Raw genomic sequence first — 20,580 nt, 5'->3', positions numbered from 1 at the left:
TACATATCCCACTGCGTATTATGTATATTATGTTAAATATGGCCTGGTAATCACAAGGAAGGGCTCAATATCTGATGCCCTGCCTTCGTTTCTAGTTATCTTGTATCGTGTATTTAACCATAATGGTTATTTACCATAAAATACCTAATAAACATATTTCCTAATCTTCGATTAAGAATACGTTTATTAGATCTCAAGCATTAGTCTATCTATAGCTTCTGTTATTTCTTTTGTTCTTACTGGTTTGGTTACGAAATCATTCATACCAACATCTAAACATGAACATTTATCTTCAACTGATGTGTGTGCGGTCAGAGCCACGATTGGCGTTTGGATGTTTGCCTTTCTCATGTGTTTGGTTGTGGTTAAACCATCCATGATCGGCATTGAAACGTCCATCAGGATTATGTCTATGGAATCTTTGTTGTCTTGTATAAAGCCTATCGCTTCTTCACCGTTACTTGCGATAAAAACTTCGTGGCCTTGCCTTGTTAGAATTAACTTAATCACCATCTGGTTCGTTGGATTGTCTTCCACGACCAGTACCGAGTATCGACTTCTGAGCTTTCTTGAACAATCATCATCTTCCTGTTGGTTGCAGCTGTTCGTTACCCTGGTGAGTACAGGTAATTGAACCTCGAACTTAGAACCTTTCCCCGGCTTACTTTCTACTGATATTCGTCCACGCATTAACTCAACTAAGCGCTTGGTGATCGCTAAACCTAACCCCGTGCCGCCAAACCTTCGCGTTATTGTGCTATCTGCTTGCACAAATGGGCTGAACAACGACGATAGCTGCTGTGAGCTAATTCCAATTCCGGTGTCTTGAACGGTTATAAAGAACGAACTCTGCCGGTATTTGATGGAAACATGGACGTGTCCGTGCTGCGTAAACTTAATGGCATTTCCGATCAGGTTAAACAATATCTGCGCTAAACGACTTGGGTCTATATAGTGAAGTTCACCATCTGGGAAATCGCTAGACACTGTGAGCTTTAGACCTTTGTCGTCTGCAGCCTTTGTTTGTTCTGATAAAACAAAAGTTACAGTGTCTCTTACGTTGCTCCATTTTGGCGCTAGTGAGAAACAACCAGATTCAATTTTGGAAAAGTCCAATACATCGCTGATGATCGCTAACAGAAGCTCAGACGATGTGCTCATATTTAGCAATATAGACTGTTGTTCTTCTGTTAGCTGGGTCGACTTTAATGTGTCGATCAGCCCAATGATGGCGTTAAGTGGCGTTCTTAATTCGTGGCTCATCATCGCGAGAAATTCTGACTTAGCTTTGTTCGCTCTTTCCGCGTCTTTCCTTGATGTGACAAGCTCGGCGGTTCGTTCTCTAACAGTCGCTTCAAGCTTCTCCTTGTTTTCTATGTCGAAAACAGCACGCTCAATCAGTGGACGGAATCGGTTAAGAGTTACCTTAGTTTCAATGCTAAAATGTTTGGTATTCGAATGAATGAAAATGATGACTGACTGTGTTAGTCCGCTGTCGATACCAGTAATCAACACTGAGTTGATTTGGTCGAGAACAATGGGATGCAAAGTGTTAAATTCATCCAGAGATTTGGGTTCAAAAAGAATGGCACACTCACCATTTATGACTCGAGATAGCTTGCCATGATCGTTCCAGATCATATCTTCAAAGACTTTATTGTTGGTCAGTAGAGTTTTGAAATTACCTTCATTCCCTACTCTAGAGACCACGATAAAGTCGTCGAACTTAATGTACTTTTTCAACACAAACTCGAGACTAGAAAATATCTCAGAGATGCTATTTGCCTTACTGATTGCAGAGATAGTCGATAGAATTACCCTATTCTCTTCAGCCAGCTTTTTCTCACGGGCTTTTAATTTTTGTAGTTCAATACGTGCTTCTTGCAGCGCTTCTTGACCTTCAGAACCCATTACTTTTTTAACCTATAAAACGTTGCTGACGACACCATTAAATTACCGTGTGCATTCTCTCCACCTGAAAGCCTCCCTTGCTCACCAAATGTGAATGGACATATGTAAGGAAGTCCTTTAAGAGCTTGATTTATTTGGTCGCAAACCTCATCCATGTCTTGCTTTAGATTGAGCATTGGCCCTGCGCAAAAGATGTTAATCGCACCTAATTTTTCTTCCAGATCCATATCATTGTAGTAAGACGAATGAATTATATTAGCGGCACGGCTTATCAACTGCTGTTTGCAGCCTTGCATCAAATAAATGGTGTCGCCTTCATTGATATCCGTAAAGAGTTCGCTACCGTTACACTCTGTTTCTCGAATAGAGTGAGAGAGTTTGAAATACGGATAGTTGTAAGATGTACCGACTTTCCGGCCTAGTGGATAGACAGAAGATTTTTCAAAGATATAGCCGTCGTCACTGCCACCTAAATGGAAATTAGTCCATTCATTGTAAACCGTGGCAGCTGGTCTGTGGTCTATCTCAAGCAAGATTCTATTTCTTACTTTGGTTACAGTTCCAGAGTATCGTGTGGGTGTGTGTCCTGCACTGAATGACGAATAGATAGACTGAGAGGAGAAAAAGACGGTTAATGAAACGCCATTAATTGAGAGTGACTCTTCAGTAAATATGCTCCAGTTTCCAGACACCTGATTGTCGGCTGCGCTACCACCGATGATAGGTACTTCAGTGCCGAATTTACTGTCGATGGCTGCCATCACCTTCTCCTCGTTGCCGGGAGTAGAATGAAGCAAGATCAGGTCTGGAATTTCACCTTCACGGTTGGCGTTTTTTAGCGCTAAATCTATTGCGTCGAAGGTACTTTGCTCGATGGATTGACTGAAGTGCTTGATGCCGGTTCCGTAAGCATTGATACCAGAATCATAGATGATGAGCACACCTATTACAGGCCCTGAATGGAATCCAGTTTCAGTCATGATTCCATGGCATGTCGTGCATCCATGAATTGGAATATTAGGGAGAGCATCTACGAAGTATCTCTGCACAGCGAGCGTGGAGTACTCTTCTGTGCAGTAGCAGATGAGACAAGCGATGTCCTCGGGGTTTTCTACCCCAAGAAGCAGTTCATCTACGGCGATTTTATCATCTAGAGAATAAGAGACTTTTGATAGAAATTTCATAGAGTTCTGGAAACTTTATTAATGTTGTCTTTATAACACTTTAATGCACATGGTTTCACTGGTTTAGTCAATATTTCTATCAAAGAGCGAGGTGTTGCTCAGTTTTGAGTTTTATTCTTTAGAGAGATTTACTGTATACGTCATGACCTGTTGTGGAAATGTAACCGTTATTGAGGAAGTCTCATCATTGGTTTGTAAAAGCCAAAATGACGCCCCTTTCGATTCCAAAACTCCGTTACCATTATAGCTAATGATGAATTTACCAGTTTTAGATGTTTCAATCGAATACCCCTGACTATCGCCCGAAATCGAAACATTATTATTATCAATACCAAATTCACAAGGTTTTGAAACTATACAAGTTATTGTCTCGTTATTATCGTATGTCACTGTTCTCCAAGTAAATGCAGCTAATAAAACAACCAACATGACGATAATTTGAACAAGCCTGCCTTTTGTTAGCTTTTGTGCCGCCATTATAATCTTTACTCCTTGTTACAAAGTTCAAAGTTTTTAAATAAAAATCCAATTCCAGACCAAGCGTAAGGTTACTACTCTGTCATTGATTTGTTAATTCAAGTATAGTGTCGCGTTGAAAATGCCACTTTTTTTTAAAATCAGCAAGTGGAAATAAGGTCTTGAATAGGCTGTATTTCCTTTTCTAATTTGGGTGGCATTACGACGTGAGTCGTGTTGGAAGTAAAGTGTAGTAAATAAGAAATTGGAAGCATGCAAATGAGCCAAGAAAAGCAGCTTGAACAAAACTACAACTATACGGTCGTCCGTCAGTTTACCCTAGTTACAATTTTGTGGGGTATTGTCGGTATGGGCGTTGGTGTTTTGATTGCCGCTCAATTAGTTTGGCCACAGCTAAACTTTGATACGCCGTGGTTGACGTACAGTCGTTTACGTCCCCTGCATACTAATGCGGTTATTTTTGCGTTCGGTACAAGTGCGCTGTTTGCAACATCATATTATGTTGTGCAACGTACCTGTCAGACGCGTCTCTTTGGTGGCCCTCTCGTAGCCTTCACCTTTTGGGGTTGGCAAGCGATTATCCTGTCGGCTGCAATTACTCTACCGTTAGGTTTAACCTCTGGTAAAGAGTATGCAGAACTAGAATGGCCAATCGATATTGCTATTACTTTTGTGTGGGTAGCTTATGCAATCGTGTTCTTCGGAACTATGATTAAACGAAAAACATCACACATTTACGTAGCGAACTGGTTCTTCGGAGCCTTCATCATCACGGTTGCCGTGTTGCACATCGTTAACAGTCTAGCTGTTCCTGTATCTGCGTTTAAGTCGTACTCGATTTACTCAGGTGCAATTGATGCAATGGTGCAATGGTGGTACGGACACAATGCGGTAGGCTTCCTATTGACAGCTGGTTTCCTAGGTATGATGTACTACTTCGTTCCTAAACAAGCTGGTCGCCCTGTTTATTCTTATCGTTTGTCGATCGTTCACTTCTGGGCACTTGTGTCTCTGTATATCTGGGCTGGTCCTCACCACCTACACTACACCGCACTTCCAGACTGGACTCAGTCTCTAGGTATGGTTATGTCTTTGGTTCTGTTTGCTCCTTCTTGGGGTGGCATGATCAACGGTATCATGACTCTATCTGGTGCGTGGCATAAGCTTCGCTACGACCCTATCCTACGTTTCCTAATCGTTTCTCTATCATTTTACGGCATGTCGACTTTCGAAGGCCCAATGATGGCAATCAAAACGGTTAACGCGCTATCTCACTACACGGACTGGACTATCGGTCACGTTCACTCTGGTGCGTTAGGTTGGGTTGCAATGGTTTCTATCGGTTCGGTTTACCACTTAGTTCCTAAGCTATTTGGTCAAGAGCGTATGTACTCTGTATCTCTAATCAATGTTCACTTCTGGTTAGCAACGATTGGTACGGTTTTCTATATTGTTGCAATGTGGATCTCTGGTGTGATGCAAGGTCTGATGTGGCGTGCAGTTAACTCTGACGGTACATTAACTTACAGCTTCGTTGAATCTGTAGAAGCGTCTTACCCGTTCTACTTTGTACGTTTCCTAGGCGGTTTAATCTTCCTATCTGGTATGTTGTTACTGGCATACAACACGTACAAAACTGTTTCTGCACCTAAAGATAGCCTTAAAGCTATCCCTCAACCGGCTTAAGGAGATTTAGAATGAGCTCAAATTCAAATAATCGCCATGAGTTGGTAGAGAAAAACGTCGGCCTATTAGCGATCTTAATCGTTATTGCTATCAGTTTTGGTGCTTTAGTAGAAATCACTCCTCTTATCTTCCAAAAGCAGACAACGGAACCTGTAGAAAACCTACGCGTTTATTCTGCTCTGGAAATGGAAGGTCGTGATATCTACATTCGTGAAGGTTGTAACGTGTGTCACAGCCAAATGATTCGTCCTTTCCGCTCTGAGACTGAACGTTACGGCCACTACTCTGTAGCTGGCGAAAGTGTTTGGGAACACCCATTCCTATGGGGCTCAAAGCGTACAGGCCCTGATCTAGCTCGCGTAGGTGAACGTTACTCTGATGAATGGCACCGTGTCCACCTAATGGACCCTCGCGAACTTGTTCCTGAATCAAACATGCCTGGTTTCCCATGGCTTGCTGAAAATGTACTTGATGGCAAATTGACTCAACAGAAGCTAGAACTCTTCCGTAACCAATTTGGTGTTCCTTACACAGATAAACAAATTGCTAACGCTAAACAAGATGTTGAAGGAAAAACAGAGATGGATGCAATCATCGCTTATCTTCAATCGCTTGGCCACGCAATGAAATAAGGAATGATTATGGACATTATTACATTTCAAAGTATTTGGACTGTGATCGTTTTTGCTTGCTTTATCGGGATCGTTTGGTGGGCATATGGCAAGAATCGAAAATCACGTTTCGACGAAGACGCGAACCTAGTGTTTGCTGACGACGAGCCAGCAACAAGTTCTAAAAATGAAGGAGTGACAAGGTAATGAGTACATTCTGGAGTATTTGGGTTAGTGTTATTACTATTGGTACCCTAATTGGTTGTGCTGCCTTGCTTCGTTGGTGTTTTAGAGATAAAACTGGCGTAGAAGAAGGTCAAGATATGGGCCATGAATACGATGGTATTCGTGAGCTTAACAACCCACTACCAAAATGGTGGACATATCTTTTCATTAGTACGATTGCTTTCTCAGCGATTTATCTTGCTCTATACCCTGGCCTAGGTAATTTTAAAGGTCTTCTTGGGTGGACTAGCTCGGATCAAACTGTACGTAGCGTTGAAGAGTCTCGCTCTGCTATTGCTGCTGCGCAAGCAAACAAACAGTTAGATGCGTACGCGAAAGAGCTTGATGATGCAGACACCTACTTTGGTGCGGCATTCAGAAAGCTGGCTCACGACGAAAATGGTTTACGTTCAATCCCTGACATTGCATCAGATGCTGATGCTATCAAAGTGGGTCAACGTTTGTTCCTGCAAAACTGTTCTCAGTGTCACGGCTCTGATGCGCGTGGCCAGAAAGGTTTTCCAAATCTAACTGATGATGCATGGTTATATGGTGGTGAGCCTGAGGCTATCGTCACAACAATTATGCATGGTCGTGTTGGTCAAATGCCAGCTTGGAAGGACGCACTCGGCGAGCAAGGTGTAAAAGAAGTTGTAAGTTATACTCTTAGCCTATCTGGTCGTAGTGTAAATGCGAGAGAAGCTGCTGCTGGTAAAGCTCGCTTCGTAGTGTGTGCAGCATGTCACGGCACTGATGGTAAGGGTAACCCTGCTGTTGGCGCTCCTGACTTAACTGACCGAGATTGGTTATTTGGCGATTCTCGTGCAGACGTAACTGAAACAGTTATGTACGGTCGTTCTGGCGTAATGCCTGCTTGGAAAGACATTCTAGGTGAAGACAAAGTACAGCTCGTTGCATCTTACGTTTGGAGCCTAAGCAACACAGATAATAAGTAACATTTCAATAACAGCCTCTTTCTAAGAGGCTGTCTTTCCTTTATTTTATTACCTCTTCTTTTTATTCTTTTTTGAGATTTTTTTTATGGTAAAGCCTTGGTATAAACAGTTTTGGCCGTGGTTCTTAATCGCGTTGCCAGCTACAGTAGTTATTTGGACCATTATGACGGTTATTGTGTTTACACAGAACTCTGTAGACTTAGTGACTGAGGATTACTATAAAAAAGGAAAAGGCATTAATGTCGACATTTCAAAAGTAAATATCGCCAAAGAGCTGGGCCTATCAGCTTCACTTAATGAGAAAGGTAACTCTGTTATCATCACATTAGACAAAGGTAAACTTGAACACTTCCCTGCCATCAGCGCAATGTTCGTTCACAGAACGCTCCCAGACCGCGATTTCACTCAGCTACTAACTGCTGATGCGAGAGGTAACTACACACTGGCTCTGGACCAACACTTAGAAGGCCCGTGGTTCATTGAGCTGACTCCACATGACGAAGAATGGTTAGTTCAAGGTCGCATGAACTTCCCGATTGATACTCCTACTCAACTAACGAACTAAAACTTATGTGTGAATCCTGTTATCACTGCGGTGAGGATGTACCAGCGGAAACGGATTTTGAAGTCGAGATCTTAGGATCGCCTCGTAAGATGTGTTGTCCGGGTTGCGAGACGGTAGCTCAGACAATCGTTGATAGCGGTTTGGTTTCTTACTACCAATACCGCACCGCCCCTGCTGAGAAAGCGGATCTGGTGCCAGAGCAGCTTCTGGCACTCAGTCATTATGATAATGAAGATGTTCAATTGGAGTTTGTAAGAAACTCTGAGAACGTCTCTGAGGTGACATTGTCGCTTGAAGGTGTCTCATGTGCGGCTTGTGCATGGCTCATTGAGAAACAAGTCTCTTCAAAACAAGGGGTAGGTAGTATTCGTGTGAATACGACCACCAACCGCGCCCTACTTAGCTGGGATAACACGCAAATTAAACTGAGTGAATTATTGTCAGCAATCCATACTCTAGGTTATAAAGCCGCGCCTTTTGAAGCTGATCAACAAGAAGCTGCCTATCACCGATCGATGCAAAACTACCTATACCGCCTCGGTGTTGCTGGCTTGGCAACCATGCAGGTAATGATGCTTGCAGTGGCTTTATATCTTGAAGTTTTTGGCAACCTCGAACCAGAGTTTAAAAACTACTTCCGTTGGGTAAGCCTTATCTTTGCTACACCTGTATTGCTCTATTCTGCTTTGCCGTTCTACATCAATGCATGGCGCAGTATTAAAGGACGAACACTGGGTATGGATGTGCCTGTCTCGATCGCTTTGCTGTTTGCCTACGTGGCAAGTTTAGTCGCAACCGTGACAGAGAAAGGAGAAGTTTTCTTCGAATCTATTTCTATGTTCACTTTCTTCCTACTGCTTGGTCGTTTCTTAGAGATGAGAGCTCGTCGTAAAGCAGCGGCTGCGAGTGGTAACCTGCTTAAGCTCGTCCCTACAATGGCGACAACCCTAGACGGCGAGCAAGTGCCAGTGAAAACTCTAAAAGTAGGCGACAAGATCCGCGTACTTCCGGGCGAACACATCCCTGCGGATGGCAAAGTACTTTCGGGCCGAGTTCATATTGATGAATCTATGTTGACTGGCGAATCTATCCATGTCGTGAAAAACGAAGGCGATACAGTTTACGCTGGTACGTTGAATGGCGATGAGTCATTTGAACTGGAAGTAATGACATCAAAAGCGGACTCTGTGATCTCCAATATTGTTCGTCTGCAAGATGAAGCCCAGTTATCTAAGCCTGGTATTGCACAAATTGCGGATATTGTGGCTCGTTACTTTGTTGCGGCTATCTTGATTATCTCCTTCGGTACTTGGTTTTACTGGCATCAAACACGACCAGAAGACGCATTCTGGATCATGTTGTCTGTACTGGTTGCGACTTGTCCATGTGCTCTTTCACTGGCGACGCCGACAGCAATTACTTGTTCAACGTCCCGTATGGGTAACTTTGGTATTTTGCTGCGTAAAGGCCATGTATTCGAAACCTTGTGCAAAGTTAACCACTTGATCATCGATAAAACGGGTACATTGACTGAGGGGGATATTCGTATCAGCCGTGTGGAAACTTTCTCAGAGCTTGATAAAGAGACGTGTTTAAAAGTGGCTGCGAGCCTAGAACAGCATGCTAACCACCCTATTGCGAAAGCATTCAAGACTCACGTGTCCGATGATGTTGAAGTCAATTCCGTAAACAACGTTATTGGTTCGGGTATTACTGGTGAGTTGAACGGTCAAGAGGTGGCGATCGGTAGTAGTGAGTTTATTCTTGGTGAAACTCAACCGACGCAAAGTAACGGCATCTACTTGTCGATAGCGGGACGTCATATCGCTACCTTTACTTATGAAGACCCGATTCGTAAGGAAAGCATGGAGTTCATCCAAAAGTTCAAAGAAGCGGGTATTAAAACTACTCTGCTGACGGGTGACTCCTTGATTAACGCGAAGCCAGTTGCTGAAGAGATCGGTATTACCGACATCGTTGCGAATGCGAAGCCTGAGGATAAGCTTGCTTACCTTAACTCTCGTGATGAGAAAGACATCACCATGATGGTCGGCGACGGTATTAACGATGCGCCTATTCTTTCGGGGGCTCACCTTTCTGTCGCTATGGGCGGTGGAACAGATGTAGCAAAAGCCTCTGCAGACATGGTTTTATTGGGTGATAAGCTCGATAGGTTACTTAAGTCCCGTACATTGGCGCTAAAAACGCGTAAGATAATCCGCGAAAACCTAGCATGGTCATTGGGATATAACCTACTTATCCTTCCGTTGGCTGTAGCAGGTTTGGTTGCTCCATACATTGCCGTTGTTGGCATGTCTGCAAGCTCTATTATTGTTGTGTCTAACTCGCTAAGGCTTTTAAAAGAGCAAGGTAAATAATGGAAAGTTTATATATCCTGATTCCCATTGCGATTGTGCTGGTGTGTATCGCTGTTGGTATATTTCTCTGGGCGGTGAAGAGCGAACAGTTTGAAGACCTGGAGCGTCAAGGTCACAACATTTTGTTTGACGAAGACGAAAAAGCTCATGATCACTCTGACAGCAAGCCTGTGAAGAGTGTCAAAGCTAGTAATGAATCCCCAACCAACCTAGATAAAAAGAACGATGACGCCTGATTGGATCGGAGCCTTTTTTGTCGGACTGATCGGCGCGGGCCACTGCATGGGAATGTGTGGTGGTATTGCGTCGCTCCTTTCAATCGGCAATACCAAACCTTCCCCGGTTACCCCTCTACTTTACAACCTTGGTCGACTACTCAGCTATGCCGTTATTGGTGGTATGATCGGCGGTGCAATCTCTTCAATCGGTCAACTTAGCGATTTCAACGCGCTACTTAATTGGCTTCGTTTGTTCGCTGCCATCTTTATGATCATTTTGGGCCTGTATATGGGTAAGTGGTGGTTTGGCTTGCTGTTCTTTGAGAAGGTCGGTCAGAAGCTGTGGCGTTATATTTCACCAGTCGGTAAGTCTTTCCTCCCACTCAAGCATCCAAGCCACGCTCTGCCGTTTGGTTTCATTTGGGGGTGGCTACCGTGTGGTATGGTCTACTCTATGCTGACCTGGGCGGCTGTGTCAGGCAGTTGGTATAATGGAGCTGGAATTATGCTCGCATTTGGCTTGGGAACGCTTCCCGCAATGCTGACGGTTGGTATGGGCGCTAATTTCCTCAAGAAATTGCAACAAGCTGACATATTTCGTCAACTCGGCGCGATTTTAATCCTGATTTACGGTTTCTACACTGGATATACGGCGCTGCTGCTCATTACTTATACCGTATAACCATTCTTTAAATCTGGTTTTTTTACTACCTAACTGGATAAAGGAATGCTAAAATATTGATGTCTATCAAATAGTGAAAGATTGTTATGATTTCTGAAAAGCCTGTAACGAAACGTGTCCAATCTGGTGGCTGTGCGATCCATTGCCATGATTGTAGTATTAGCCAACTTTGTATTCCGTTCACTTTGAATGAATCTGAACTTGATCAACTTGATCATATCATTGAGAGAAAAAAGCCTATTCAAAAAGGTCAAGAGTTATTTAAAGCTGGTGACGAGCTTAAATCTCTCTACGCTATTCGCTCTGGAACGATCAAGAGCTACACGATTACCGAACAAGGTGACGAGCAGATTACTGCATTCCATCTAGCGGGCGATCTTGTCGGCTTTGATGCGATTACTGGTGACCTACACCCTAGTTTCGCACAAGCGCTAGAAACTTCTATGGTATGTGAAATCCCATACGAGATTCTTGATGACCTGTCAGGGAAAATGCCTAAGCTGCGTCAGCAAATTATGCGCCTAATGAGTAACGAGATTAAAGGCGACCAAGAAATGATTCTGCTTCTTTCCAAGAAGAATGCGGAAGAGCGCCTTGCTGCATTCCTTTATAATCTCTCAACTCGTTTCTCTCAACGTGGTTTCAGCCCACGTGAGTTCCGCTTAACGATGACTCGTGGCGATATTGGTAACTACCTAGGTTTAACGGTTGAAACTATTAGCCGTCTTTTAGGTCGTTTCCAGAAAGCAGACATCCTAAGCGTTAAAGGCAAATATATCACTATCGAAGATCACGATGCGCTGATGGAACTTGCTGGCGTTTCAAAAGAATAGTCTAGATATCAATGATGTAGTTCAATAATGAGCTACATCATGTTTCTCCCTTAAAACCTCTTTTATTTCTCTTAATCTCTCCATAACTACGCTACATTATTTATATGTTCGGTCTGAAAAGTAGGCTTAGTTATGAGTATCTATAACAAAATTTTAGTTGTCGCAGACATTAATCATGATGAGCAACCCGCTCTAGTTCGTGCTATCCAACTTGCTAAGAAAAGCACCTCAACGAGCCATATCACTTTCTTTTTGTCTATCTACGATTTCTCGTATGAAATGACATCTATGCTTTCTGTCGATGAAAGAGATGCAATGCGCAAAGGCGTTATCCATCAGCGTGAAATCTGGATGAATAAAGTTGCACAGCCTTACCTAGATGATTCTATTGAATTTAATGTTCAAGTGGTTTGGCATAACCGCCCTTACGAGGCCATCATTGCCGAAGTTTATAGCGGTGGTCACGATATTTTGATTAAGGGTACACGCAAGCACGATACTTTGGAATCAGTTATCTTCACACCGACTGATTGGCACCTATTGAGAAAATGCCCTAGCCCTGTACTGCTTGTTAAAAACGATTTCTGGCCAGAACACGCGAAGATTTATGCGTCTGTTCACGTAGGCTCAGAGACGGAAACGCACTTAGAACTTAACGATACTATGGTTGATCGACTCCTTGAGATAACGGGTCGTCTGGATGCGGAACCTTTCTTAGTTAACGCTTACCCAATCACTCCGGCAAATATAACGATTGAGCTGCCTGAGTTTGACCCAACCTCTTACACTGATGCGGTTCGCGGTCATCACTTAACTGCGATGAAGGCACTGCGTCAGAAGCACGGTATGTGTGAAGAGCAGACCGTTGTTGAACAAGGCTTACCTGAAGATGTCATTCCACGTGTCGCGTCTGAGAACAAAGCTGCAATGGTAATCTTGGGTACAACCGGTCGTACGGGTCTATCTGCGGTGTTTATTGGTAATACGGCGGAGCATGTTATCGATAAGATTAACTGTGATGTTTTGGCGCTTAAGCCATCTGGTTACGTTAGCCCACTCGATCCTAATCTTTCGAAAGGTTAATGCCCCTAAGCAGACGAACTTAACTGCAAGTCCAACTCATAAAAAACGCCTCAAGCACTACTTGAGGCGTTTTTGTTTGTCTGTCGTCGGTGCATTTATTGCTCTACAACGATTGTTTGTTTTATACGTTCGTTACGTCGATGAACATTGACTCATCGATGTTAGAAGATGAAATTTCAGCTTCTTGGAATTCGTACTCTTCACGCTCACCGCTACGGTCTAATGGAAGGTTTACAAAGTCAAATAGTTCGCGGTCAGCCAGTTGGCTTGGGCTAACGTTTTGAATTGATTTAAAGATTTTTTCAACACGGCCTGGTGTCTTTTTGTCCCAATCAATCAGCATTGCTTTAATGCTTTGACGTTGTAGGTTTTCTTGTGAACCACAAAGGTTACAAGGAATGATTGGGAACCCTTTGTGTTCAGCGTATTTGATAAGGTCTGTTTCACGACAGTAAGTCAGTGGACGAATAACAACGTTACGACCATCATCAGAACGTAGCTTAGGTGGCATAGCCTTAAGACGAGCGCCGTGGAACATGTTAAGGAACATAGTTTCAACGATGTCGTCCATGTGGTGGCCAAGAGCGATCTTAGTCGCGCCAATCTTCTCAGCGAACGAGTACAAAGTACCACGACGCAGACGAGAACATAGACCACACGTTGTTTTACCTTCAGGGATCTTCTCTTTAACTACTGAGTACGTATCTTTATCTACGATGTAATAAGGAATGTTCAGTGTTTCAAAGTATTCAGGAAGAATGTGCTCAGGGAACCCAGGCTGTTTTTGATCTAGGTTTACCGCAACAACATCAAACTTGATTGGTGCTGCTTCACGTAAACGTAGCAAAATATCTAGCATCGCAAACGAATCTTTACCGCCACTGATACATGCCATTACTACATCATTCTCTTCGATCATGTTGTAGTCAATGATGGCATTTCCAACATTTCTTCTCAGACGTTTCTGAAGTTTGTTGAATTCTAGTACTTCTTTTCTATTATCGTTTTGGTTCATTGCGACTCTCACACCGTCGTATTACCGACTGTAGATTGCTAGTGGGACTGTTTTAGGGCGTGGATTATACGGATTTTTATTTGATGTTGAAATAGTAACGGCAGGATAAACAAGTCGACTGGTTGAAAGATTCCACTTTATCTAGTGAGAAGCACTCATCATTAACAAAAAATGAGCTTCACAAGTGCAAACTACGTAGATTACAGGAAAAGAAAAGCAGCCAAACTTGGTTTTAGTTGGCTGCTTTACGATGTGTTGTTTAGATAATGCCGCTTGGTCTATCGACTAAATCAAGGTTATTGAGCCGGAATGTAAGGTAAGACACGAGTTGTCGCTTCTGGCAACGTGATGCTGTCACTTCTGTTAAGTTCTTCTAGTGTGAACTTAGCGCGCCCTTGGGTAATTGGGATCTGTTTATCGTTAGAAAGCGTGATGTTACCTTCAAGCTTGTTTGCGAATTCAAGCGTTAGCCCTTGGATGTCCGGTGTGAACCAGCTTGAGAACATGCCGCTGACGTCTTCTAGCATTGCTTGCATCTGCGGTAACAGGTTTTCCAGATGTGCAACTTTAACCGTTCCTGCTAAAGGTGCTTTAGTCATAACAACCAAAGAGTATGCACACTCTTGCTCTTTTGTTTGCACAAAAATAAGCGGGTTTGCCGAACGAAGGTTTTGGTCAACAGGGAGAAGTAGCTCGTTATCTGGAGAGACTTTCAGCTCTTCATAGTGCTCTTCTTTTTCCATCCATGCTTTGCTGATATGACAGGTTGTTTGGGCTTGCTGATCGACAAAGAAGACGGCAACTTTAACGTCATCATGCCCTTCTTTGGTGTTGTTTTTAAGCTGTGTGTAAAGCTTAGAGTAGGTAAACATGTATTCTTGCGCTGCAGCAGGTAAAGAGACCCCTAGGCTTAGAGAAGCTAATAAAGAGAGTACTGTCTTTTTCATTGTTATAGTCTTGTCGAAGTTGAGCGTTTATAAATAGAAAGAGCAGCTAATGAGCTGCTCTTTACGTGATGTTATTTGGTCAAACTTAGCATTTAAGCTCACCAAATGACTATCAAATCGAGTTATTTTTTCCAGTATACCTCGTTGTGACGGATCATAGCTCGTAAATCAGTCACATAGTCTGAACCTCGCTCAGAATATTTTAGCAAGCCGTTGCTGAGTTCAGTAGCGGTTTGCGTCGTTAGCAGATCGTCACCCTTTCCCGCCAGTTTTGCACGAATCGCTCTTAAGTCTGCGTAAGCACGGTTTCGGTTAAGGTTCATGAAGTAACGATGCACAGATTCTTGGCTCGAAGAGAAAGTCGCAACCTCATGCGAGCTGCCTTCATTACGTTGTAACGGAACTAGGCCACACCCTTTGGTGTAACACCAATGACCAAAATAGTTATTCGCTTTAGTGGCGAAACGTGATGTGCCCCAAGCTGATTCATTGGCCGCCTGAGTTAATACAAGCGCTTCAGGTAACACATTTACACGATTCAACATTTCTGTCAGCCAAGCATCATCTAAGCCTGATGAAGGTACTGGTAGGCTATACAGCTTCCCTAGTTGCTTTGCGTATGACGCGTCTTCAGAATCAACATTGGTCAACCCTGTTTCTGAAAGCTTGGTTAGAAACGCACGTTCTTTTGTGATTCGCTTGTTTTCGATATTGATACTTGGGCGAAGATAAGAAAAGAAAGTGTCTTTCTTTTCATTTACATCTTCAATAGCTGCGAAGTCTGGCTTATTAGAAGGGACGGTCAAGTCACCAAACTTTTGTTCTGAGTCTTGGGCCACTTGACCTGCTCGCCTACGCTCTTCCTCTTGTTGGTAAAGCATTGGGCCAACTAACGAGATTGAGCCAACTAAGGCTAATGCTGTCACTTTTAGGGCAAGTGATTTACTTGCGGTTGATTTAGAGTTGTTATGCATCGAATACCTGTGGGTCTTTATTGTTGCTACCGTTGTGGTCGTCGTCGCTCTTTGGTCTGTCTGACGCAATCAGTTTGAGTTTAATGCCAAACATCTCGCGGTAAAGAATCCCTTTAACGTGGAAGAAGAAAGGTAAAACGAAGATAAGACCGATGCCGTACATCATTGCCGCGACGATGAACATCAGCATTACTAATAGGTAGATAGAAGCAACTGTGAAGATTTTCTTGTTTACAGCACGCAGAGAAAGCAGAAGCGATTGCATTGGTGGTACTTTCTTATCGCAAATCAACAGGATTGAGTGGCTGAAAGCAAGCGAGAAGTAAATCGACAGAAAAGGCAGAATCATACCTGCAATACCTTGAAGCATCAGACTGAACAGAGTCACAAGGATTACTGGAATTGTAAACTGTAGGCCTTTGCCAATGTGGTGAATTTTAGTCTGTAGACCAGCAGCATGGCTCATCGCCATCAAACAGATACCTGCATAGATAGGTGCGCTGATAACTTCATAGCTGAAATTAGCAATAAAGATCGACTCAACGATCTGCGGAGTAAAAGCCTCTGGGTCGATAACGGCGTCTAAGATAACAGCTGGGTCACCTAGCTGTAGCTTTAGTGCAATATAGAAGATAGCCAGTTGCACGAACATCAGAGCAACTATTGCCGGCGAAAACGAAAGAAAGTGACTTACCGTATGTTTCCATGCCTCTTGGAATACAGCCGATGCTTTGAGCTCATAATCGCCAGAAAGTGCACGGTCGATACTACCGCCTAAATTAAAATCTTTTTCGATGTCGTTGTTCATAGTGATACCTAGGTGTGTCAATTAAACTGAGCCACCTAACTTATTGATAAAAATTACCTTCATTATACTCATATGTCGGATACAAACTAAAATATGAAACTGTAACAAGGCTTGCTTTTGCGTCTTAATGGTTAATAATTAGACGTCTGTTGGGGCGTGAACCCAGAAAATAACAGTATGGTAAAGGATGTTTACTTTTACCTGCGAAATTTTTTATCTTCGAATGGTAAAAAATGCTTTGATTTCACGTTTTTGGTGATTATGATGCGCGCCTCAAAGGTGTATAGCAACAGGTTCTCAAACAGAACCAAGGTGGAGAAAAACAGACGTTGAACGCTAAAAAATCAGTAGTAAAACCAGTAGTACAGCTAACTGGTATTAGTAAAAGCTTCGATGGTAAGGAAGTCATCGGCAATCTTGATCTAAACGTAAATCATGGTGAGTTTCTCACGATTTTAGGCCCATCAGGTTGTGGTAAAACAACGGTACTAAGAATGATTGCGGGTTTTGAAACGGCAGATAGTGGTCAAATACTATTAGCTGAACAGAACGTAACCCAAGTCCCTGCTGAACAAAGGCATGTTAACACTGTATTCCAAAGCTATGCCCTATTCCCACATATGACCGTTTTCGAAAATGTGGCATTTGGCCTACGCATGCAGAAAGTTCCAAATAGCGAGATTGAACCTCGTGTAATGGAAGCTTTAAAAATGGTGCGCCTAGGACAGATGGCACAACGAAAACCACACCAGCTTTCTGGTGGTCAACAACAACGTATCGCAATCGCTCGTGCTGTCGTTAATAAGCCTAAAGTTCTTTTGTTGGATGAATCTCTGTCTGCTCTGGATTACAAACTTCGTAAACAGATGCAAATCGAGCTGAAACAACTTCAGCGCCAACTTGGTATCACGTTTATTTTTGTAACTCACGACCAAGAAGAAGCACTGTCGATGTCTGACCGTATTATTGTTATGCGTGACGGTGTGATTGAGCAAGACGGAACACCAAGAGAGATTTACGAAGAGCCTAAGAACCTTTTTGTTGCTCGCTTCATTGGTGAAATTAACGTATTCGATGCGACAGCGACATCTCGTTTAGATGAAAAACGCATTTTTGCGACAATTGAAGGTGAAGAGTCAGTTATCTACCACGATAAATGCATCACTTCTGGTCAAAAACTGCAGGTATTACTTCGTCCTGAAGATCTCCGTATTGAAGAGATTAAAGAGTCTGAGCAACTCGGTATTGTTGGCCACATTGTCGAGCGTACCTACAAAGGCATGACCTTAGATTCAGTTGTAGAACTAGAATCTGGCATGCGCGTAATGGTAAGCGAATTCTTCAACGAAGATGACCCTGATGTTGATCACTCACTGGGCCAAAAAGTTGCAGTAACTTGGGTTGAGAGCTGGGAAGTGGTATTAGAAGATGAGCAAGAAGTTTAATTTACAAAACGCGATTGTTGCTTTAATCACAGGTTGGTTAGTGCTGTTCGTGATGATTCCAAACATCATGATCATTGGTACCAGCTTCTTAACTCGTGACGAAGCAAACTTGATCGAGATGACCTTCACTCTCGATAACTACATCCGTTTGGCCGACCCGCTGTATTTTAAAGTGCTGATGCACTCTTTCTATATGGCTATTATCGCGACGCTATTGTGTTTGATCATTGGCTACCCGTTTGCCTACATCGTGGCAAAAATGCCAGAGAAATGGCGCCCTTTCATGCTGTTTTTGGTGATTGTGCCATTCTGGACGAACTCTTTGATTCGTACCTACGGCTTGAAGACTGTACTGGGTACTCAAGGTGTCTTAAACAAAAGCCTACTAGCGCTAGATATCATCGATAAGCCGCTGCGTATTATGTACACAGAAACGGCGGTAATGATCGGTTTGGTGTATATCCTACTGCCGTTCATGATTCTTCCGTTGTATTCAGCGATTGAAAAACTGGATGACACGTACCTAGAGGCAGCAAAAGACTTAGGCGCAAACAAGCTTCAAACCTTGTTGAAAGTTGTATTACCGCTAACGATGCCCGGCATCATCGGTGGTTGTTTATTAGTACTTCTTCCAGCGTTAGGCATGTTCTACATTTCTGACTTGCTAGGCGGTGCTAAGAACTTGCTGATTGGTAACGTGATTAAGAGCCAAGTACTCAACGCCCGAGACTGGCCGTTTGGCGCGGCTACGAGTATTGCGCTGACGGTTGCGATGGCAATTATGCTTTATGCCTACTACCGAGCGGGCAAGCTATTGAATAAGAAGGTGGAGCTAGACTAATGGGTCGCACAGTTAAGTTCAGCTTTATGGCACTGGTATACGCTTTTCTATACCTACCTATTATCGTGTTGATTGCGAACTCATTTAATGCCAACAAGTTTGGTATGAAATGGGGTGGCTTCACCACCAAGTGGTATGACGCACTTATTAACAACGACAGCCTAATGCAGGCTGCGTGGCACTCGATTAACGTAGCGGTGTTCTCAGCAACAGCAGCAACGATTGTCGGCAGCCTGACAGCAGTAGCCCTATTCCGTTACCAATTCAAAGGTAAAGGTGTGGTCAATGGCATGTTGTTCATCGTGATGATGTCACCAGACATCGTAATGGCAATCTCTTTACTGGCTTTGTTCTTGGTAATGGGTGTGCAACTAGGCTTCTTTACCTTACTTGCTGCACACATTACGTTCTGTTTGCCGTTTGTTGTTGTAACGGTTTACAGCCGCTTGAATGGCTTCGATGTGAAAATGCTTGAAGCAGCAAAAGACTTAGGTGCAAGTGAATGGACGATTCTAAAACAGATCATCCTGCCTCTTGCAAAGCCTGCGGTTGCTGCGGGTTGGTTGTTGAGCTTCACACTGTCTTTGGACGATGTGATTATCAGCTCTTTTGTAACCGGTCCAACGTACGAAATCTTGCCACTGAAGATTTACTCTATGGTTAAAGTAGGTATCTCTCCAGAGGTCAACGCCCTAGCAACAGTGATGTTAGTGGTGTCGCTAATACTGGTGATTATTTCTCAGTTGTTAGCGAGAGAGAAAATTAAGTAAGCCTCCTACCCTTTAACGAGGCTGAATTGATAAGAAGTTGAGAAACTCGATGTTCTACAAAAGGTGTTAATCATAAACAGAATGGTAAATTGCCATTCTGTTTTTCTATCTATTGCCTGAGGGCAACGTTTAGTTTAGAGCTAATGTCAATGAAAAAATGGGCTACTCTATTCCACACGTTGTTGCGATCACGGGTCTTGCTGTGAACACAGACATGTACAATCCAGAAGATTTTCAAAGCTGGGCTGACTTATGGAAGCCTGAGCTTGAAGGTCAACTAATGATGATGGATGACACTCGTGAAGTGTTCCAGATTGCTCTACGCAAGTTAGGTTACTCAGGCAACACTACTAACGAGAAAGAGATCGACGAAGCGTACGCTGAGCTACAAAAGCTAATGCCAAATGTTTTAGTATTTAACTCAGACAACCCTGGCGCACCATACATGTCTGGTGAAGTTGGCCTTGGTATGCTTTGGAACGGTTCTGCAGCAGCGGCTCAAAACGAAGGTCTGCCGATTAAACTGGTATTCCCTAAAGAAGGCGGTATTGGTTGGGTTGATAACTTTGCAATCAGCTCTGGCGCAACAAACGTAGAAGCGGCTCACAAGATGATCGACTTCCTACTGCGCCCAGAAATCGCGGAAAAAACTCTCGTGATACTGGCTACCTAACAGCAGTGAAAGCATCGAACGAGAAGTTCAAAGACAGCCCGGCTCTGTTCCCACCTCAAGAAGACCTTGATCGTGTTGAATGGCAAGCTGCGGTTGGCGATAAGACAGTGAAGTACGAAGACTACTTCATGAAGCTTAAAGCGGGTCAATAACTGTTTTTTTTGATTAGTCTCATTCGATAATCAACAAGTTAAAAATCAGAATATCAATGAATAGGCAGCTTAGGCTGCCTATTTTATTTTATCACTGATATAATATAGCGCGATTTTTCGAAATCCATTTACTTTGGGCTCACTAC

General features: G+C 43.2%; 21 protein-coding genes and 1 pseudogene. 15 read left to right on the top strand and 7 right to left on the bottom strand.

The annotated features are described in order from the left end of the window. Positions 1 to 186 precede the first annotated feature (186 nt). The 3 genes from ACTRWI_RS11515 to ACTRWI_RS11505 all read right to left on the bottom strand — a co-directional run bounded on the left by ACTRWI_RS11515 (position 187) and on the right by ACTRWI_RS11505 (position 3,572). Positions 187 to 1,911 (bottom strand): ATP-binding protein, encoded by a 1,725-nt coding sequence (locus ACTRWI_RS11515; protein ID WP_499131487.1) that lies wholly within the window; start codon positions 1,909 to 1,911, stop codon positions 187 to 189. Beyond that, the gene (locus tag ACTRWI_RS11510; protein WP_499131485.1) at positions 1,911 to 3,095 is read right to left on the bottom strand and encodes an FIST signal transduction protein; all 1,185 of its coding nucleotides are present in this window, start codon (positions 3,093 to 3,095) and stop codon (positions 1,911 to 1,913) included. Before ACTRWI_RS11510 ends, ACTRWI_RS11515 begins: the two co-directional genes overlap by 1 nt. Before the next feature lie 111 nt (positions 3,096 to 3,206). Then, positions 3,207 to 3,572: a hypothetical protein gene (locus ACTRWI_RS11505; RefSeq protein WP_499131484.1), complete on the bottom strand. Its 366-nt coding sequence runs from the start codon at positions 3,570 to 3,572 to the stop codon at positions 3,207 to 3,209. Positions 3,573 to 3,830: 258 nt separating this feature from the next. On the opposite strand from ACTRWI_RS11505, the gene ccoN reads away from it, so the two are divergent. The 10 genes from ccoN to uspE all read left to right on the top strand — a co-directional run bounded on the left by ccoN (position 3,831) and on the right by uspE (position 12,809). Next, on the top strand, positions 3,831 to 5,258 hold the full coding sequence (ccoN, locus tag ACTRWI_RS11500) for a cytochrome-c oxidase, cbb3-type subunit I (protein WP_499131481.1): 1,428 nt from the start codon (positions 3,831 to 3,833) through the stop codon (positions 5,256 to 5,258). Positions 5,259 to 5,269: 11 nt separating this feature from the next. Then, the gene (gene ccoO, locus ACTRWI_RS11495; RefSeq protein WP_499131479.1) at positions 5,270 to 5,890 is read left to right on the top strand and encodes a cytochrome-c oxidase, cbb3-type subunit II; all 621 of its coding nucleotides are present in this window, start codon (positions 5,270 to 5,272) and stop codon (positions 5,888 to 5,890) included. Positions 5,891 to 5,899: 9 nt separating this feature from the next. Continuing rightward, on the top strand, positions 5,900 to 6,076 hold the full coding sequence (locus tag ACTRWI_RS11490; RefSeq protein ID WP_499131478.1) for a cbb3-type cytochrome oxidase subunit 3: 177 nt from the start codon (positions 5,900 to 5,902) through the stop codon (positions 6,074 to 6,076). Then, the gene (gene ccoP, locus ACTRWI_RS11485) at positions 6,076 to 7,050 is read left to right on the top strand and encodes a cytochrome-c oxidase, cbb3-type subunit III (RefSeq protein ID WP_499131476.1); all 975 of its coding nucleotides are present in this window, start codon (positions 6,076 to 6,078) and stop codon (positions 7,048 to 7,050) included. The genes ACTRWI_RS11490 and ccoP overlap by 1 nt, the downstream gene beginning before the upstream one ends. 85 nt (positions 7,051 to 7,135) lie before the next feature. Next, on the top strand, positions 7,136 to 7,615 hold the full coding sequence (locus ACTRWI_RS11480) for a FixH family protein (RefSeq protein ID WP_499131474.1): 480 nt from the start codon (positions 7,136 to 7,138) through the stop codon (positions 7,613 to 7,615). Positions 7,616 to 7,620: 5 nt separating this feature from the next. Continuing rightward, positions 7,621 to 9,993 carry a heavy metal translocating P-type ATPase gene (locus ACTRWI_RS11475; protein WP_499131471.1) on the top strand — a complete coding sequence of 791 codons (2,373 nt, stop codon included), beginning with the start codon at positions 7,621 to 7,623 and terminating at the stop codon, positions 9,991 to 9,993. Then, a complete protein-coding gene (gene ccoS / locus ACTRWI_RS11470) occupies positions 9,993 to 10,229 on the top strand; it encodes a cbb3-type cytochrome oxidase assembly protein CcoS (RefSeq protein WP_499131469.1) in 237 nt (78 codons plus the stop codon). The genes ACTRWI_RS11475 and ccoS overlap by 1 nt, the downstream gene beginning before the upstream one ends. Then, positions 10,219 to 10,893, top strand: coding sequence for a sulfite exporter TauE/SafE family protein (locus ACTRWI_RS11465; RefSeq protein ID WP_499131465.1), 675 nt, complete (start codon positions 10,219 to 10,221; stop codon positions 10,891 to 10,893). The genes ccoS and ACTRWI_RS11465 overlap by 11 nt, the downstream gene beginning before the upstream one ends. Positions 10,894 to 10,979: 86 nt before the next feature. Beyond that, entirely contained in the window at positions 10,980 to 11,726 is a 747-nt protein-coding gene (gene fnr / locus ACTRWI_RS11460; protein WP_499131463.1) for a fumarate/nitrate reduction transcriptional regulator Fnr, read from the top strand. Positions 11,727 to 11,858: 132 nt separating this feature from the next. After that, entirely contained in the window at positions 11,859 to 12,809 is a 951-nt protein-coding gene (gene uspE, locus ACTRWI_RS11455; RefSeq protein ID WP_499131460.1) for a universal stress protein UspE, read from the top strand. Between the two features lie 121 nt (positions 12,810 to 12,930). Here uspE and ttcA read toward each other — a convergent pair whose 3' ends face one another. From ttcA to ACTRWI_RS11435, 4 genes are all read right to left on the bottom strand, one after another. Continuing rightward, positions 12,931 to 13,824, bottom strand: coding sequence for a tRNA 2-thiocytidine(32) synthetase TtcA (ttcA, locus tag ACTRWI_RS11450; RefSeq protein WP_499131458.1), 894 nt, complete (start codon positions 13,822 to 13,824; stop codon positions 12,931 to 12,933). A 296-nt stretch (positions 13,825 to 14,120) separates the two neighbouring features. After that, positions 14,121 to 14,771 (bottom strand): DUF2987 domain-containing protein, encoded by a 651-nt coding sequence (locus tag ACTRWI_RS11445; RefSeq protein ID WP_499131457.1) that lies wholly within the window; start codon positions 14,769 to 14,771, stop codon positions 14,121 to 14,123. A gap of 122 nt (positions 14,772 to 14,893) precedes the next feature. Then, positions 14,894 to 15,745: a glucosaminidase domain-containing protein gene (locus tag ACTRWI_RS11440; RefSeq protein ID WP_499131455.1), complete on the bottom strand. Its 852-nt coding sequence runs from the start codon at positions 15,743 to 15,745 to the stop codon at positions 14,894 to 14,896. Next, complete coding sequence (locus tag ACTRWI_RS11435; protein ID WP_499131454.1) at positions 15,738 to 16,553, bottom strand: DUF2189 domain-containing protein; 816 nt, start codon at positions 16,551 to 16,553, stop codon at positions 15,738 to 15,740. Before ACTRWI_RS11435 ends, ACTRWI_RS11440 begins: the two co-directional genes overlap by 8 nt. Positions 16,554 to 16,882: 329 nt before the next feature. Here ACTRWI_RS11435 and potA point away from each other — a divergent pair, with 329 nt between their 5' ends. The 5 genes and pseudogenes from potA (at position 16,883) to ACTRWI_RS11410 (ending at position 20,434) form a co-directional block, all read left to right on the top strand. After that, a complete protein-coding gene (gene potA, locus ACTRWI_RS11430) occupies positions 16,883 to 17,998 on the top strand; it encodes a spermidine/putrescine ABC transporter ATP-binding protein PotA (RefSeq protein ID WP_499131452.1) in 1,116 nt (371 codons plus the stop codon). After that, positions 17,982 to 18,839, top strand: a complete 858-nt coding sequence (potB, locus tag ACTRWI_RS11425) for a spermidine/putrescine ABC transporter permease PotB (protein ID WP_499131450.1) — start codon at positions 17,982 to 17,984, stop codon at positions 18,837 to 18,839. The genes potA and potB overlap by 17 nt, the downstream gene beginning before the upstream one ends. Beyond that, positions 18,839 to 19,609: a spermidine/putrescine ABC transporter permease PotC gene (potC, locus tag ACTRWI_RS11420; protein ID WP_004742279.1), complete on the top strand. Its 771-nt coding sequence runs from the start codon at positions 18,839 to 18,841 to the stop codon at positions 19,607 to 19,609. The genes potB and potC overlap by 1 nt, the downstream gene beginning before the upstream one ends. Before the next feature lie 154 nt (positions 19,610 to 19,763). Next, positions 19,764 to 20,282: pseudogene (locus ACTRWI_RS11415) on the top strand (extracellular solute-binding protein); the annotation flags it as partial. 5 nt (positions 20,283 to 20,287) lie between these two features. Then, on the top strand, positions 20,288 to 20,434 hold the full coding sequence (locus tag ACTRWI_RS11410; RefSeq protein WP_499131447.1) for a hypothetical protein: 147 nt from the start codon (positions 20,288 to 20,290) through the stop codon (positions 20,432 to 20,434). Positions 20,435 to 20,580: the final 146 nt, after the last annotated feature.

The sequence above is a fragment of the Pseudoalteromonas sp. G5_S1_14_S5 genome (genome assembly GCF_054968605.1).
The sequence above is the reverse complement of the archived record's forward strand: the minus strand, read 5'-3'. Positions and strand labels throughout refer to the sequence as shown.

What these genes read in the sequence shown, in the direction of transcription:
- ACTRWI_RS11515 (WP_499131487.1), bottom strand. Translation starts at nt 1,911, where the DNA reads ATGGGTTCTGAAGGTCAAGAAGCGCTGCAAGAAGCACGTATTGAACTA.
- ACTRWI_RS11510 (WP_499131485.1), bottom strand. Translation starts at nt 3,095, where the DNA reads ATGAAATTTCTATCAAAAGTCTCTTATTCTCTAGATGATAAAATCGCC.
- ACTRWI_RS11505 (WP_499131484.1), bottom strand. Translation starts at nt 3,572, where the DNA reads ATGGCGGCACAAAAGCTAACAAAAGGCAGGCTTGTTCAAATTATCGTC.
- ccoN (WP_499131481.1), top strand. Translation starts at nt 3,831, where the DNA reads ATGAGCCAAGAAAAGCAGCTTGAACAAAACTACAACTATACGGTCGTC.
- ccoO (WP_499131479.1), top strand. Translation starts at nt 5,270, where the DNA reads ATGAGCTCAAATTCAAATAATCGCCATGAGTTGGTAGAGAAAAACGTC.
- ACTRWI_RS11490 (WP_499131478.1), top strand. Translation starts at nt 5,900, where the DNA reads ATGGACATTATTACATTTCAAAGTATTTGGACTGTGATCGTTTTTGCT.
- ccoP (WP_499131476.1), top strand. Translation starts at nt 6,076, where the DNA reads ATGAGTACATTCTGGAGTATTTGGGTTAGTGTTATTACTATTGGTACC.
- ACTRWI_RS11480 (WP_499131474.1), top strand. Translation starts at nt 7,136, where the DNA reads ATGGTAAAGCCTTGGTATAAACAGTTTTGGCCGTGGTTCTTAATCGCG.
- ACTRWI_RS11475 (WP_499131471.1), top strand. Translation starts at nt 7,621, where the DNA reads ATGTGTGAATCCTGTTATCACTGCGGTGAGGATGTACCAGCGGAAACG.
- ccoS (WP_499131469.1), top strand. Translation starts at nt 9,993, where the DNA reads ATGGAAAGTTTATATATCCTGATTCCCATTGCGATTGTGCTGGTGTGT.
- ACTRWI_RS11465 (WP_499131465.1), top strand. Translation starts at nt 10,219, where the DNA reads ATGACGCCTGATTGGATCGGAGCCTTTTTTGTCGGACTGATCGGCGCG.
- fnr (WP_499131463.1), top strand. Translation starts at nt 10,980, where the DNA reads ATGATTTCTGAAAAGCCTGTAACGAAACGTGTCCAATCTGGTGGCTGT.
- uspE (WP_499131460.1), top strand. Translation starts at nt 11,859, where the DNA reads ATGAGTATCTATAACAAAATTTTAGTTGTCGCAGACATTAATCATGAT.
- ttcA (WP_499131458.1), bottom strand. Translation starts at nt 13,824, where the DNA reads ATGAACCAAAACGATAATAGAAAAGAAGTACTAGAATTCAACAAACTT.
- ACTRWI_RS11445 (WP_499131457.1), bottom strand. Translation starts at nt 14,771, where the DNA reads ATGAAAAAGACAGTACTCTCTTTATTAGCTTCTCTAAGCCTAGGGGTC.
- ACTRWI_RS11440 (WP_499131455.1), bottom strand. Translation starts at nt 15,745, where the DNA reads ATGCATAACAACTCTAAATCAACCGCAAGTAAATCACTTGCCCTAAAA.
- ACTRWI_RS11435 (WP_499131454.1), bottom strand. Translation starts at nt 16,553, where the DNA reads ATGAACAACGACATCGAAAAAGATTTTAATTTAGGCGGTAGTATCGAC.
- potB (WP_499131450.1), top strand. Translation starts at nt 17,982, where the DNA reads ATGAGCAAGAAGTTTAATTTACAAAACGCGATTGTTGCTTTAATCACA.
- potC (WP_004742279.1), top strand. Translation starts at nt 18,839, where the DNA reads ATGGGTCGCACAGTTAAGTTCAGCTTTATGGCACTGGTATACGCTTTT.